The organism is Bradyrhizobium sp. USDA 3650, assembly GCF_054057395.1.
The window spans coordinates 4,162,431-4,175,719 of record NZ_JBSRZG010000001.1 but is presented as its reverse complement, the minus strand read 5'-3'; the positions used below and the strand labels follow the sequence as shown (position 1 = coordinate 4,175,719).

General features: G+C 63.8%; 12 protein-coding genes and 1 tRNA gene. 6 read left to right on the top strand and 7 right to left on the bottom strand.

Annotated elements, in window-relative coordinates:
- Positions 1-52 precede the first annotated feature (52 nt).
- Positions 53-1,018, top strand: coding sequence for a Bug family tripartite tricarboxylate transporter substrate binding protein (locus ACVIN2_RS19390; protein WP_456766766.1), 966 nt, complete (start codon positions 53-55; stop codon positions 1,016-1,018).
- A 147-nt stretch (positions 1,019-1,165) separates the two neighbouring features.
- Here the strand turns inward: ACVIN2_RS19390 and ACVIN2_RS19385 are convergent, their stop codons facing one another.
- The 3 genes from ACVIN2_RS19385 to ACVIN2_RS19375 all read right to left on the bottom strand — a co-directional run bounded on the left by ACVIN2_RS19385 (position 1,166) and on the right by ACVIN2_RS19375 (position 4,556).
- Positions 1,166-2,800 carry an alkaline phosphatase family protein gene (locus ACVIN2_RS19385; protein ID WP_456766765.1) on the bottom strand — a complete coding sequence of 545 codons (1,635 nt, stop codon included), beginning with the start codon at positions 2,798-2,800 and terminating at the stop codon, positions 1,166-1,168.
- 134 nt (positions 2,801-2,934) lie between these two features.
- Positions 2,935-3,975 carry a GTPase ObgE gene (obgE, locus tag ACVIN2_RS19380; protein WP_456766764.1) on the bottom strand — a complete coding sequence of 347 codons (1,041 nt, stop codon included), beginning with the start codon at positions 3,973-3,975 and terminating at the stop codon, positions 2,935-2,937.
- Between the two features lie 101 nt (positions 3,976-4,076).
- Entirely contained in the window at positions 4,077-4,556 is a 480-nt protein-coding gene (locus tag ACVIN2_RS19375) for a MaoC family dehydratase (RefSeq protein ID WP_219681801.1), read from the bottom strand.
- A 271-nt stretch (positions 4,557-4,827) separates the two neighbouring features.
- On the opposite strand from ACVIN2_RS19375, the gene ACVIN2_RS19370 reads away from it, so the two are divergent.
- The gene (locus ACVIN2_RS19370; protein ID WP_456766763.1) at positions 4,828-5,742 is read left to right on the top strand and encodes a DMT family transporter; all 915 of its coding nucleotides are present in this window, start codon (positions 4,828-4,830) and stop codon (positions 5,740-5,742) included.
- Between the two features lie 142 nt (positions 5,743-5,884).
- Here ACVIN2_RS19370 and ACVIN2_RS19365 read toward each other — a convergent pair whose 3' ends face one another.
- The 3 genes from ACVIN2_RS19365 to rplU all read right to left on the bottom strand — a co-directional run bounded on the left by ACVIN2_RS19365 (position 5,885) and on the right by rplU (position 7,394).
- Positions 5,885-6,478 carry a GNAT family N-acetyltransferase gene (locus ACVIN2_RS19365; RefSeq protein ID WP_456766762.1) on the bottom strand — a complete coding sequence of 198 codons (594 nt, stop codon included), beginning with the start codon at positions 6,476-6,478 and terminating at the stop codon, positions 5,885-5,887.
- Positions 6,479-6,634: 156 nt separating this feature from the next.
- A complete protein-coding gene (rpmA, locus tag ACVIN2_RS19360) occupies positions 6,635-6,904 on the bottom strand; it encodes a 50S ribosomal protein L27 (protein WP_018459863.1) in 270 nt (89 codons plus the stop codon).
- 97 nt (positions 6,905-7,001) lie between these two features.
- Positions 7,002-7,394 carry a 50S ribosomal protein L21 gene (gene rplU, locus ACVIN2_RS19355; RefSeq protein WP_456766761.1) on the bottom strand — a complete coding sequence of 131 codons (393 nt, stop codon included), beginning with the start codon at positions 7,392-7,394 and terminating at the stop codon, positions 7,002-7,004.
- Between the two features lie 333 nt (positions 7,395-7,727).
- Between rplU and ACVIN2_RS19350 the strand changes: the two genes are divergently transcribed.
- Positions 7,728-8,867, top strand: a complete 1,140-nt coding sequence (locus ACVIN2_RS19350; protein WP_456766760.1) for an ROK family protein — start codon at positions 7,728-7,730, stop codon at positions 8,865-8,867.
- Between the two features lie 527 nt (positions 8,868-9,394).
- Positions 9,395-9,484, top strand: a tRNA-Ser gene (locus tag ACVIN2_RS19345).
- A gap of 45 nt (positions 9,485-9,529) precedes the next feature.
- On the opposite strand, the gene ACVIN2_RS19340 is transcribed toward ACVIN2_RS19345, so the two are convergent.
- A complete protein-coding gene (locus ACVIN2_RS19340; RefSeq protein ID WP_456766759.1) occupies positions 9,530-10,441 on the bottom strand; it encodes a LysR family transcriptional regulator in 912 nt (303 codons plus the stop codon).
- A gap of 113 nt (positions 10,442-10,554) precedes the next feature.
- On the opposite strand from ACVIN2_RS19340, the gene ACVIN2_RS19335 reads away from it, so the two are divergent.
- Complete coding sequence (locus ACVIN2_RS19335) at positions 10,555-12,195, top strand: FAD-dependent oxidoreductase (protein WP_456766758.1); 1,641 nt, start codon at positions 10,555-10,557, stop codon at positions 12,193-12,195.
- Between the two features lie 94 nt (positions 12,196-12,289).
- Complete coding sequence (locus ACVIN2_RS19330) at positions 12,290-13,270, top strand: Bug family tripartite tricarboxylate transporter substrate binding protein (protein ID WP_456766757.1); 981 nt, start codon at positions 12,290-12,292, stop codon at positions 13,268-13,270.
- Positions 13,271-13,289: the final 19 nt, after the last annotated feature.

The window sequence follows — 13,289 nt, the reverse complement described above, 5'->3', positions numbered from 1 at the left end:
GCCCGTCTGGCTCTAACTGTCGCCAACCATAATAGGCTCAAAGAGGAAACCAATGGATCGCCGCAACTTCATCGCCGGATGCCTCGGGTTGCCGTTGCTGGCGCAGGCGGCCGAGGCGCAAGCTCAGGCCGGGCTGACGAAAATGATCTTCCCGTTCGCGGCGGGAGCGGGCGGCGACACGCTGTGCCGGCTGATCGCGCAGGAGATGGCGCCGGCGCTGCAGCGGACCATGGTGGTCGAGAACCGCACCGGCGGTGACGGCCTGATCGGCATCAAGGCGGTGAAGGGGGGAAGCCCGGACGGAAGCATGGTGCTGGTGACGACCGGGCCCACAATGTACCTGCTGCCGATGGTGGAGACGACCCCGAGCTTCGACACCGCAAAGGATTTCGTCCCGGTCTCGCTGCTGGCGCGGTTTGAGTTCGCCGTCGTCATCAATCCGACGATCGATGCCGCGGATTTCAAGGGGTTCGTCGCCTGGCTGAAGGCGCATCCGGACAAGGCGTCGTTCGGCGTGCCGAGCAACGGCACCATCCCGCATTTCATGGGCTCCAAGCTCGAGAAGGACCTCGGCATTGCCATGACACGCGTGCCCTATCGGGGCAGCGCGCCCATCCTCAACGACATCATCGGCGGTCATGTCTCGTGCGGCATCGTCACGTTGGCCGATGCGCTGCCGCAGCATCGTGCCAAGGGCGTGAAGATCGTCGCGGTCGCGAGCGCCGAACGTTCACCCTTTGCTTTGGAGGTGCCGACCTTGAAGGAGAGCGGCATCGATCTCGTTGCCGACGCCTGGTACGGCATGTGGCTTCCCGCCGGCAGCTCGCCGGAATTCGCAAGCAAGCTCGGCGCGGCCGCAAGCGCCGCGCTCGCCAAGCCCGAGGTGAAGGAAAAGCTCACCGCGATCGGGCTGATCCCGGTCGGCAGCAGCGCGGAAGGTCTGACCAAGGAGCTCGCCGCCAACACGGCGTTTTGGCAACCGATCGTCAAGGCAACGGGATACAAGATCGAGAATTGAGTCTCTCCTCCGTCATTGCGAGGAGCTCTTGCGACGAAGCAATCCAGAATCTCTCCGCGAAAAAATGTGGATTGCTTCGCTGCGCTCGCAATGACGGCGTGGACGAATGTTCGATTGTATCGCTGTTGCAGACTTGCGGAGAGCAACTTACAGCTTCGCGCGCTGCGCGATGCCGTCCTTGATCGACGCCAGCTCCGCTTCGTCCCAGATGCCGATCAGGATGCCGCCCTTCACCTGGAGCTGGTTGTCGGCATAGGCGGCGATCTTCTCGCGGGACGTGGTGATGTGGTCGTTGGGATGCAGCGCCCAGTCGAACAATTCGGCCTGCAGTCGCGCGATGATGCCGGCGCACTCAGGGTCGTCGCCGCGATCCAGAAACTCTTCCGGATCGGTTTCGAGGTCATACAGCATCGGGCGGAAGCCCGAGGCGTGGATGTATTTCCAGCGGCCGTCGAACACCATGAACAGGCGGCAGCGTTCGATCGGCTGGTTCAGCTTCAGCCGCACGTCCTGCATGACATAATCGTATTCGGAAAACGCCACCTTGCGCCAATCCGGCGGGCTCTCGCCGCGCAGCAACGGCAGTAACGAGCGCCCTTCGAGGATGTGGCCCGGCACCTTGCCGCCGAAATAGTCGACAAAGGTCGGCGCGAGATCGATGGCTTCGACCAGCGCATCGTTGCGCGTGCCGCGCGTCGCATCCGCCTCCTTCGAGGGATCGATGATAATCAGGGGGATCTTTGCCGACTGCTCGTGGAACAGATCCTTCTCGCCCATCCAGTGATCGCCGAGATAATCGCCGTGATCGGAGGTGAACACGATCATGGTGGTATCCAGCAGATCGCGCTCCTCCAGAAACTTCATCAGCACGCCCATCTGGTCGTCGATCTGGGTGATCAGGCCCATATAGGTCGGGATCACCTTCTCGCGGGCATCGTCGCGCGCCATGTTGCGGGAGTAGCGCATATCCATATAGGCGCCGAACACTGGATGCGGGTTCTGCCGCTCGCGCTCGGAGCGGATCACCGGGATCATGTCGGATGTCGAATACATGCTGGCGTAAGGTTCGGGCGCGATGTAGGGCCAGTGCGGCTTGATGTAGGACAGATGCAGGCACCATGGCCTGCCGTCGGTCTCGGCCTCGCCGATGAAGTCCATGGCGCGTCGCGTCATGTAGGGCGTCTCGGAATGCTCGTCCGGCACGCGCGCGGCCTTGTCGGCATGCACGAGCAGCCAGCCGTTCTGGAGCGAGCCGTCCTCGGCTGCACCTGAATTGGCCCAATGCTCCCAGGGATTGGGCGCATCGAAACCCTGCTGGCGCAGATATTCGTCGTATTTCGGACGCGGCCGCCCGGTGGGATGCAGGCCGTCGTCGCGCTCATAGGGCTCGAACCCGCATTCGGCGACGTGCACGCCGATCACCGATTCCGGCGGGATGCCGAGCGCCTTCATGCCTTCGAGATCGGGCGCCATGTGGGTCTTGCCCACCAGCACGTTGCGCACGCCGAGCTTCTTGAGGTGATCGCCGAGGGTGGGCTCGCCGACGCGCAAGGGCCAGCCGTTCCAGTGCGAGCCGTGCGAGCGCATGTAGCGCCCGGTGTAGAACGACATCCGCGAAGGACCGCAGATCGGCGACTGCACATAGGCCTTGCTGAACAGCACGCCGCGCTTCGCCATGGCGTCGATGTTCGGTGTCTTAAGCCGGGGATGCCCGGTGCAGCCGAGATAGTCGTAGCGAAGCTGGTCGCACATGATCCAGAGAACGTTCTTCGCGCGCGCCATGAATCATCCCTGCCGTGTCTTGATTGCGGGATGCTGCGCTATCGAGGGCGCGAAGACAACAAGCTATCAGCGATGCACGCGTCTGCGGCCGTACATTCCAGTGTCGTGCCGGCCTTCGCCGGGACGACGAAAAGTCAAACCGACCAAGGCTCCGCTTCGGCCGCGCTCTTCGCTTTCGCAGAGACCGGGCTCTCGCCGATCACATCCGCCAGGGCGCGCAACGCTTCCTGCACGCCGTCGCCGGTGACGGCGGAGAGCAGCAGCGGAGCCTTCTTGGCGGCGCGCTTCAGCCGCTCCTTCTGCTTCTTCAACTCGTCCGGCTCGACCGCGTCGATCTTGTTCAGCGCGACGATCTCGATCTTGTCGGTGAGCTGCCCGGCATAGGCGTCCAGCTCCGTTCGCACCGTCTTGTAGGCCTTGCCGGCGTGCTCGCAGGTCGCATCGATGAGATGCAGCAGCACGCGGCAACGCTCGACATGGGCGAGGAAGCGGTCGCCGAGACCGACGCCTTCATGCGCGCCTTCGATCAGGCCGGGGATATCAGCCAGCACGAATTCGCGGCCGTCGGCATTCACGACGCCGAGCTGCGGATGCAGCGTGGTGAAGGGATAGTCGGCGATCTTCGGCTTGGCCGCGCTGACCTTGGCGAGGAAGGTGGACTTGCCGGCATTGGGCAGGCCGACTAGGCCGGCATCCGCGATCAGCTTCAACCGCAGCCAGATCCAGCGCTCCTCGCCGGGCTGGCCGGGATTGGCATTGCGCGGCGCGCGGTTGGTCGAGGTCTTGAAATGCGCGTTGCCGAAGCCGCCATTACCGCCTTCGGCCAGCACGAATTTTTCGCCCACCGTGGTGAAATCGTGGATCATGGTCTCGCGATCTTCGTCGAAGATCTGCGTGCCGATCGGGACCTTCAGCACGATCGACTTGCCATTGGCGCCGTGGCGGTCCGAGCCCGAGCCGTTCTCGCCCTTCTGGGCCTTGAAGTGCTGCTGGTAGCGATAGTCGATCAGCGTGTTCAGCCCGTCGGCGACCTCGATGATGACATTGCCGCCGCGGCCGCCATTGCCGCCGGAGGGGCCGCCGAATTCAATGAATTTTTCGCGGCGGAACGCCACGCAGCCGTTTCCGCCGTCGCCGGAGCGGATATAGACCTTTGCTTCGTCTAGGAATTTCATGGGCCATAGGTAGGCCAGCCGGTCCCGCGCGGCAACCCGGATAGACCCGCAAATCGGCCGAATTTCCGCGATTTTGGGGCGTGCTTAACCCCGGGACGACGTCAGAGGGGCCGGCGCCGGATCAGGAATTTCTGCGTGCCCTCCAGCACCAGCTCCTTGCGCTGGTTGAACACGGTGCTTTTGAGCGTCACGGCGCCGGTCGAGCGTCCCGGCACCAGCTCGGTGACCTCGAGCGCGGGATAGATTGTGTCGTCGGCGAACACCGGTTTGAGGAACCGGCTGGATTGCTCGAGGAAGCCGACCAGGGAGTCCTCGACCATGAACGGAAACAGGCCCGCGCCGGGTGCGGTGTGGATCAGCGTCTGGAAACCGTGGGCGAGCAGATGCGGCATGCCGCGGCTGCGGCAATACTCCACGTCGTAATGTACCGGATGGGTGTCGCCGCTCGCGGTCTGGAACGCCGCGAACACGGCCGTCGTCTGCGTGCGGCTCGGCAGCACGAAACGCTCGCCGACCACGAAATCCTCAAACCAGCGTTGCGCGGGGATCATGCGATGCCGGGCCGGGTCGAAGTCGGTCATGGCTAAGCTCTTTCCTGGCTGTTTCGTTGGTGGCGCCCATCGCTACCGCGACGCGAAGAGTGCGGCAATCCGTTCAATTCGGCTGGCGTGGGCTTGTCGCGGGCGCTCACGTCAGTAAAACGACCGCAAGCGACTCTGGTCGCCGTTTCGACGCTCTCTCCGCTCGTCATTGCGAGCGAAGCGAAGCAATCCAGACTGTCTCCGCGGCAACAGTCTGGATTGCTTCGTCACAAGAGCTCCTCGCAATGACGAGTTTCCACGAACGACAGCAATGCCCCTCTTCAAAAATCTCTCGGCCTATGACGAACGCTCGGCGCGCCTCGCCGGGATTGCGCTCATGGTGCTGTCGATCTTCATGTTCTCGTTCGGCGATGCCATGGGCAAGTTCCTGGTCGGGACTTATTCGGTAGGGCAGCTGCTGTTTCTGCGCGCCTGCGCGGCGCTGCTGCTGCTGTCGCCGCTGGTCTGGCGGCAGCGTCACCAGTTCCTGCAGCTGGAGCGGCCGGGCCTCCAGCTGTTTCGCGTCGTGCTGTCGACGCTGGAAGTGGCGGCCTTCTTCCTCGCGACGGTCTACCTGCCGCTCGCCGACGTCATCACCTATTATCTCGCCGGGCCCATTTTCGTCACCGCGATGTCGGCGATCTTTCTCGGCGAGAAGGTCGGCTGGCGGCGCTGGACGGCGATCCTGATCGGCTTCTGCGGCGTGCTGATCGCGCTGCGGCCATCGGCACAGACGGTGAGCCTGCCGGCGCTGATCGCGCTTGGCGGCAGTCTTTCCTTTGCAACGCTGATGCTGATCACGCGCAGCCTGCGCAAGACGCCCGACATCGTGATGGCGTCGTCGCAATTCGTCGGCACGTTCCTGCTGGGTGCGGTGCTGTCGGCGTTCCACTGGGTGCCGCCGACACCGGGCAGCCTCGTGATCTTCGCGCTGGCGGGATGCGTCTCGGTCACGGCGCTGTTCTGCGTCAACCGCTCGCTCAAGCTGGCGCCGGCCAGCGTCGTCGTGCCCTATCAATATTCGATGATCGTCTGGGCGGTGATCTTCGGCTTCGTCGTGTTCGGCGACGTGCCCGAAATCGCCACCATCGTCGGCGCCGCGATCATCATCGGCGCCGGGTTCTATATTTACTTGCGTGAGCGCGATCTCGGGCGGGGCGACGCGGATGTGAACCCGCCGGCGTAATTCCAACCACCGTGTCGTCCCGGCGAAGGCCGGGACCCATAACCCCGACTGTTGCTGATGCTAAGACTCTCACTCCGAGTCTTCGCCCAACTACTCCCTGTGGTTATGGGTCCCGGCCTTCGCCGGGACGACAGTGTCCGCCCTACCTCACCCGCCTCGCACTGCTCCAGCTCTTCAGCGACGCCCACACACTGCGCGAGAGACGGAAGCAATCGACGGGCGTGGACGAGCCCAGCGCCAGGAAGCGATGCAGCTGGACGCCGCTCCACTGGAAGCCGCACTTCTCCAGCACGTTGCGGGAGGCCGGGTTGGTGACGCGCGCGCCCGCATAGAGATGATCGTCCTCGAACTCCTCGAAGAAGAAGTCGATCGCGCCGCGCGCGGCCTCGGTGGCAAAGCCCCGGCCCCAATGTTCGACGCCGAGCCAATAGCCGAGCTCGGCATTGCCGGGCGTCGAGCAGTCGATGCCGACCATCCCGATGGGGCCGCTGTCATGCTCGATCAGGAACACGGTCTCGCCGCCGGGCACGGCGGTGGCGCGGATGAAGGCGACGGCGTCGTCTTGCGAATAGGGATGCGGGAGGCGCCTTGTGTTTTCGGCAACGCGAGGATCGTTGGCGAGGAGGGCGATGGTCCTGACGTCGGCGAGGGTCGGCCGCCGCAAGGTCAGCCGCTCGGTGGCGACGACATCAGGTCTCGCCTCCCGCAAGGTCACGCTCGAAAAATCCTGCAACATGTCCGGCTCCGTCGAAGTCACTAAAGTGAAAAGTGAGCACGCAAACGAAAGGGGAGGCCGGTTTCCCGCCTCCCCTGGAGCCTTCGATCTCTTTTGATCTCAAGGACTCCGCCGGTTCGGTCTGGGACCCGGCGGACTCCAAATTTGATCCACCGTCTATTCAGCCGCCTCTGCGAGCGGGAGCACCGAGATGAAGGTGCGGCCGTTGGCTTTGGCCTGGAACGTTACGCGGCCCTCGATCTTGGCGAACAAGGTGTGGTCCGTGCCCATGCCGACATTAAGGCCGGGATGCCAGGTGGTGCCGCGCTGACGCGCAATGATGTTGCCGGGAATCACAACTTCCCCGCCGAACGCCTTGATACCGAGGCGCTTGCCCTTGGAATCGCGACCGTTACGCGATGAACCGCCTGCTTTTTTGTGAGCCATGGCTCGTCTCCGAAATTCTACGTATTTCTAGATCAATTCCTTGACGGAATCATTTCACAATTTCTCACGCATCACTTCGTGATGATGCGTGATCAAATTATGCGGCGGCCTCTTCGCTCGTGGTCTCCGGCTTGGCGACCTTTTCCCGCTTCGGACGCGGCCCCTTGGTGGGCTTGGCGCCGTCCGTCAGGATCTCCGAGATGCGCAGCACGGTGATCTCGTCGCGATAGCCGCGCTTGCGGCGCGAGTTCTTGCGGCGGCGCTTCTTGAAAGCGATGACCTTGGGACCGCGCTTATGGTCGAGCACCTCGACCGCGACGGAGGCGCCTGCGACCGTGGGCAGACCCAGGATCGGCGTGTCGCCGCCGACCAGGAGAACTTCATTAAGCTGCACGATCGAGCCGACTTCGCCTTCGATCTTGCCTACTTCCAGGACATCATCCGGAACGACGCGGTACTGCCGGCCGCCGGTTTTGATGACTGCGAACATCGTTGTTTTCCTTCGTGTTCATTCCCGGCCTCGCGACATAGTGTCGGGGCCGGCTTTTTGTCAGTCGTTATGGGTTTATGCGAGTTTTGTGCGGGCGGGAGTTATCCCTTTGAAAACCCACGCAAAAACAGGCGGCGCGAGAAACGCCCCGCGCCGGTTGCGGGATTTATAGCCGCTGACAGCACGGAGTCAAGGAAAAGCCGGTGAAAACGCCCCGGATTTGAAGCATTTAGGCCCGATCCGGCCCGCAGGCGAATTTCGGCCCGCGCCGCAACCAACGGGTTCCCCCGCCGTTGTCCCGGCGAATTCAGTCACACGGGCAAGGGGCTTACCATGGCAACAGACGAGCTGGTCAAGACGACGACGGGCATCGCCCATCACGGCGCGGAGCGGCTGCCGTCGGTGGATATCGACAGCTTCAACATCGAGATGAAGGACGAGGATGGCTTCATCGGCGACCGCGCCAGCAAGGGCGCGTTCCGCGAGATCCTCGAGCGCTGGCGCAAGCCGCTGCGCAAGTCCGGCGAGGACCCGTTCGGCAAGGAGCCGTCGGAGGAGATCAGCAAGAAGACGCTGGACGCCATCCTGGTCGGCGATGACACCGAGGCCTGGGCGGTGGTGCATAGCGCCATCGAGGACTTCGCCCAGGAGCTCGCTTACGTCACCCGCCGCTTCCTCAAGTCCAAGGCCTGGGCCAAGACCGAGCGCATCGTGGTCGGCGGCGGTTTTCGCGATTCCAGGCTCGGCGAGCTCGCGATCGCGCGCACCGAGATCATCCTCATGGCCGAGGATTTCAAGATCGACATGCTGCCGATCCGCCATCATCCCGACGAGGCCGGCCTGATCGGCGCGCTGCATCTGGCGCCGTCATGGATCTTCGAGGCCCATGACAGCATCCTCGCCGTCGATATCGGCGGCACCAATATCCGCTGCGGCCTGGTGGAGACCAGCTGGAAAAAGGCAAAAGACCTGTCGAAAGCCAAGGTCGTGAAGTCCGAGCTGTGGCGTCATGCCGACGACGAGCCGACGCGCGAAGGCGCGGTGAAGCGGCTCACCAAGATGCTGAAGGGGCTGATCAGCGAGGCCGAGAAGGAAGGCTACAAGCTGGCGCCGTTCATCGGCATCGCCTGTCCCGGCGTGATCAACGCGGACGGCTCGATCGAGAAAGGCGCGCAGAACCTGCCGGGCAATTGGGAGAGCAGCAAGTTCAATCTGCCGGCGAGCCTGCTCGACGGCATCCCTTCCATCGGCGAGCACGACACCGCGATCCTGATGCACAATGACGGTGTGGTTCAGGGCCTCTCCGAGGTGCCGTTCATGCAGGACGTCGATCGCTGGGGCGTGCTCACCATCGGCACTGGGCTGGGCAATGCCCGCTTCACCAACCGTCGCAAGGACAACGCTAAGGACAAGGATAACGGAAAAGACGGGGATTCCACGGGCAACGGTAAGAAAAAGGCCAAGTCCGACTGAAGCGTTTTCGAGCGAAGTGGACACCGGTTCGCGTGAAGAAAACGCGCCAAAAACATGATTCTGGAGCCCCGTTCCGATCCGATCGGAACGGACACGGCTCCAGAGTAACCTTGACTGGTTAGGTTAAGGACCGGATTGCGTTGCGGTGCACGGGCCGCACGCTACGGTCGGAACCGTCGCCTCACCTGGCCGGCGAAGCCGCCCTTCCCAGCCAGTATTTCAATGAGCGGCACGGGACCGCCAGTGTTTACCGCGTCTGGCGGTCCCACCCCGCCTTTTGCGGGTACCAGTGATTCGGGCACCGACGTGCCGCATCGGGCTCGCACCGGGTCAGCGGCGAACGGCTCAGGCCCATTCCCGCGCAAACCGCCGCCGAAATCCGTGATCGCCCCCGATCATCACCGTGACATCGTGGCTCCAGTCGGAAAACCGGCCCGATTTTCGCCCTCGCAAGCCTTGTCTGGCCCGCCATCCTCGCCTATTAACGCCCGAACCACAGGGGCCATGCTCCTTACTTGGCGCCTTCAGGAGAGGTGGCAGAGTGGTCGAATGCACCGCACTCGAAATGCGGCATAGGTGCAAGCCTATCGGGGGTTCGAATCCCTCCCTCTCCGCCAACATCATCCGCCACAACAAAATGGCTTTTTAGAAAGCTCGGTAGATCAGTCTGATCTTGCCGGCTCTCGCTCCGCCAGCACCGTCCGTGCCGTCGCCACAAACGCCTGCGCGGCTGGCGACAACGTCCGCCCCTGGCGCTGCAGCAGCGACACCGGGCGGGTGATCGCAGGCCGTATCAGCGGCTTTGCGATCAGAGTTGGAAATTGATCCGCCGGCAGCATCGTCGCAGGAAGGATCGCGAGGCCGAGACCCTGCGCCGTCATGGCAAGCGCGGTGTTGATCAGCGTCACTTCATAGGTTGGGTTGAGGTGCTTGCCCTGGGTGCCCAGCGCCTGATCGATCTGCATGCGAATCCGCGTCTCGCCCCGCATCGCGATCGTCGGCATCTGAGCCAACTCGTCCCATGTCAGCGAGCGCCGTGCCGCGAAGTCGGCGGTGCGCCGGCCGATCGCGCTCAGGCGGCCGCGGGTCAGCGTCTCGACCGTCAGCTCCGCGAATTCTCCCTCGACGCTGCCGATCGCGAACTCCGCATCCGTCGCGATCAGGCGCGGAACGAGATCGTCGGCGGCGACGTCGCGCATGTCGATTTCGATGTCGGGATAGCCTGCCCGGAATTTAGCGAGCACCGAGGGCAGCAGCGCCGATGCGGTACCGGCTGAGGCGAGAAACGCGACCCGGCCGGCGCGCGCCTGCGCCAGGTCGCGCATGCGCCGCGACAGGCCCAGCGCATCGCCCAGCATGCGTTCTGCGGCATGAACTGCCTCGTCGGCGGCCCGCGTCGGCTGCACCGAACGCGTGGAGCGATCAAACAGTTTGACGCCGAGCTGCGCTTCGAGCTGCTGGATCAACAGGCTCGCCGCCGATTGCGTGATTCCCAGCTCACGGGCGGCCCGCGTGATGCTGCGCGTCCGGTACACGCCGGTGAAGGCCTGCAATTGCCGCAAGGTGACGTTCATAGGCAAAGCTCATGAATTGATGAGTTCTTTCCGGCTTATCACATAAGCGAGCATGCAATAAAATGCATGCCGTGGACGGTGAAGCCGCGATCGCCAACGGATCGGAAACGAACATGAGAACACAGGTGCTGGTGGTGGGCGCCGGGCCCGTCGGATTGACCGCGGCGATGGATCTGGCTTCCCGTGGGATCGACGTCGTGGTCGCGGAGATCCGCCATGCCGGCGATCCGCCCAGCGTCAAATGCAATCACGTCTCGGCGCGTTCGATGGAGATCTTCCGCCGGCTCGGCGTCGCCGCAAAGCTGCGCGACGCAGGCCTGCCCGCAGATTTCCCGAACGACTGCTCCTACCGGACCACGGCGACCGGCATCGAGCTGTGCCGCATCGACATTCCCTCGCGCGCACGTCGCTACAGCGCCACCGGTGGTCCCGATACCTGGTGGCCGACGCCGGAGCCGCCGCACCGGATCAACCAAGTCTATCTCGAGCCGATCCTGTTCAGCCATGCCGCCGCTCAGTCGCGCATCACCATTCTGGCGCGCACGGAAATCACGGACATCGAGCAGAATGACGACCATGTGGTCGCACTGGCGCGCGACCTCGACAGCGGAAGCTCGCTCCGCATCGAGGCTTCCTTTGTGATCGGTTGCGATGGCAGCCGTTCCCTGGTTCGCAAATCGATCGGTGCCAACCTGTCCGGCACGCCGGTGATCCAGCGCGTGCAATCGACCTTCATCGAAGCGCCGCAGCTCAAGGAGCTGATGGGCGCGCACAAGCCGGCCTGGATGGTGCTCTCGCTCAACCCGCGACGCTCAGGCACCACGGTGGCGATCGACGGTCGTGACCGCTGGCTGATCCACAATCACCTGAAGCCAGACGAGCCCGAATTTGATTCGGTCGATCGGGACTGGGCCATCCGCGCCATTCTCGGTGTCGACGAGCGCTTCGAATACCGCGTCCTCAGCAAGGAGGACTGGGTCGGCCGCCGGCTTGTCGCCGATCGCTTCCGCGACCGCAGGGTCTTCATCTGCGGCGACGCCGCGCATCTGTGGATGCCGTATGCGGGCTACGGCATGAATGCGGGCATTGCGGACGCCGTCGACCTATGCTGGCAGGTGGCGGCGCATCTGAACGGGTGGGCGCCGGCGTCGATCCTCGATGCCTACGAGGCGGAGCGCCAGCCCATCACCGAACAGGTGTCGCGCTTTGCCATGGACCACGCGATGAAGATGATGGCGCAGCGTGGCGGAGTCTCCGCGGAGATCGAGGACGACACGCCGCGCGGCCACGCCGCGCGCGCAGCGCTGGCCAGGGCGGCCTACGATCTCAACGTGCAGCAATATTGCTGTGCCGGATTGAACTTCGGCTACTATTACGATGCCTCGCCGATCATCGCCTATGACGGCGAGACGCCGCCGGCTTACGCGATGGGCAGCTTCACACCCTCCACCGTGCCGGGCGCTCGCGCGCCGCACCTATTTCTGCGGGACGGGCGCTCGCTCTACGATGCCTTCGGCGTCGGCTACACTTTGCTGCGGTTCGATCCGGCGATCGATGTGGCGCCGCTTGAGGCTGCCGCAAAGCAGCGCGGCATTCCGCTCGCGCTGCTCGACATCGCGCCGGACGAAGCGAACGGCGCGTATGCCGAGAAGCTGGTGCTGGCGCGGCCCGATCAGCACATCGCCTGGCGCGGGCAGGCCGCGCCCGCGGACCCACAAGGCTTGCTGACGCGCATCACTGGCGCTTCGGCGTGAGGCGATTTGAAGCGGACGGTCTCGCGGCGAAGTCCGTCAGGACGTGGTCTACAAAGTCGTGGTTCACAAACAAGAACGCACCGGGGAGGGAAACGTGTTTCACGTTGTAAGCCGCCGCATATTGGCCGTGCTGACGGCCGCGAGTTTCGCCGTGCTGCCGATGGAGGCGGGCCGAGCGGCCTATCCAGAGCAATTGATCAAGATCATCGTGACCTTTCCGCCTGGCGGCAGCGCCGATACCGTCATCCGCGCGCTCGAACCGCTGGTCACTGCCGAGCTCAAACAGGGTCTCGTGATCGAGAACCGCGCGGGTGCTGGAGGCAACATCGGCATGGCCGCGGTCGCACAGGCCAAGGCTGATGGCTATACCCTCGGCGTCGCGCCGGCAGGCAGCCTGACGGTGAATCCGCATCTCAATTCGTCGATGCCGTTCGATCCGAAGGATCTTGCGCCGATCACCCTGCTCGCGGAAATTCCCTTCGTGCTGGTTGCGTCCGCGAACGTGCCGGCGCATACGGTCGCGGAAACGATCGCGCTCGCCAAGGCCAAGCCGGGCGCGTTGTCGATCGGACATGGCGGCAATTCGACAGCCATGCACTTGACCGCAGCACTGTTCACGCAGAAGACCGGGATCGCCATGGAGCTGGTCCCCTATCGCGGGACCGCGCCGGCGACGGTCGACGTTCTCGCAGGCCATGTCCCCTTCGCGGTGCTGGATATCCCCGCATCGAGGCAACTGATCCTCGAAGGCAAGCTCAACGCCATCGGTGTGTCGTCTGCCCAGCGTCTTTCGTCCTTGCCCGATGTGCCGACACTCGCCGAGAGCGGGATTGCGGGTTTCGAATCCGTTGGCTGGTTCGGGCTGGTTGCTCCGGCCGGCACGCCAGCCGATATCGTCGGCCGGCTGAACGAAGCCTTCGGAAAAGCCCTGAAGGACCCGTCGGTGGTCGAGAAGATCCGGACGCTTGGCGCAGAGCCTGCACCGACCTCGCCCGAGCAGTTCAGCCGCTTCATCCAAAGCGAAAGCTCGAAATGGGGAAAGCTGATCAGTGAAGCGGGCATCAAGGCGAATTAAGTGTCGCCCAGTCGGACGA